Source organism: Candidatus Kurthia intestinigallinarum (assembly GCF_003991225.1).
Lineage (GTDB): Bacteria > Bacillota > Bacilli > Bacillales_A > Planococcaceae > Kurthia > Kurthia populi.
In genome coordinates this window covers 1-1,143 of the sequence record NZ_JTFC01000086.1, presented here as the reverse complement: position 1 = coordinate 1,143, position 1,143 = coordinate 1, and the positions used below count along the sequence as shown (strand labels likewise).

Here is a 1,143-nt window from a genome sequence, read left to right as displayed (position 1 = left end):
TCTATAAAATATGTATAAGTATATTTTTGCATAATAAGTTAAATAAATACATAAAAATATTCAGGAGTTTTGGGTGAAAAAAAGAGCGGTACTTTTATGTAATTACCTTGTTATTATTTACCTTACATAAAAGAACCATAGTAATTAAAATTTGAATAATTTATTAATTTAACAAAGGAGTGAAGTAAATAATTATGAATTCACAATCAGAAGAAATTTATGAAAATATACCTCTAGATGAGCAGGATGCTTTATGGGATATAAAACAGGAACTTGCAGAAGTAGAAGAAAAGGCTACAAATTTAGCAAGAACTTTGAAAAATTCTAAATCTTATTCAACAAAGGTATATGTAAGTGGTGACAGTGTAGAAGTATACTTTCATATAACACCTATCCAATTAAGAGATTTATCAAGTAGTGATACAGGTAAATACAGACGTAGCTACTCTAAAAATGACAACAAGACACCTGAAGAACGACTAAAATCAAGAGCTAAGAGTAATATCAGAGCTAGAAATACTGTTAAAAGACTTATCAAAGCCAATTTTTCTAACGGCGATAAATTCATTACTTTAACATTTGAAAAGAATATAACTGATGTAAAAGAAGCCAATAAAGCATTAAAAAACTTCAAGAAAAAATTGCGTAGATTATGTAAAAATGAAGAGCTTAAATTTATTGATGTAATAGAGTTTCAAGAAAGAGGAGCGATTCATTATCATATGATTGTTAATCTAGATATAACGCAAGGAGTTTTAGAGGAGAAATGGGGCTTAGGGAAAGCAGAGGTAAAAGATATTTATGATATTTCTAAAATCACAGGATATATGGTGAAGTACATGAATAAAGCTAGCGCAGATGAACGTTTATTAGGGGAAAAGATTTACCACTGTTCTAAGGGTTTAGAGAAGCCATTAGAGCTAGTTGGAGATGAAGCAATGGAGTTTCTAAGGGGAAAATTCAAAAATGGGGCAGATCCAACATTTAGAAGCCATTATAAAAACAAATTCACTGGAACACCTATTTTTTATAGTGTTTGTAGTGTAAATGTCGAATAAACACGAAAAAACACTGTATTTTTTTTAAAATAACTCATATAAAATTAAAGAAATACAACTTGAGAAAACATTAATTTATGAGAGG

1 protein-coding gene is annotated in these 1,143 nt (G+C 28.9%); it reads left to right on the top strand.

The features are described from left to right. The first annotated feature begins 194 nt into the window (after nt 1–194). Nucleotides 195–1,058 (top strand): rolling circle replication-associated protein, encoded by an 864-nt coding sequence (locus tag QI30_RS18800; protein WP_126992076.1) that lies wholly within the window; start codon nt 195–197, stop codon nt 1,056–1,058. Nucleotides 1,059–1,143: the final 85 nt, after the last annotated feature.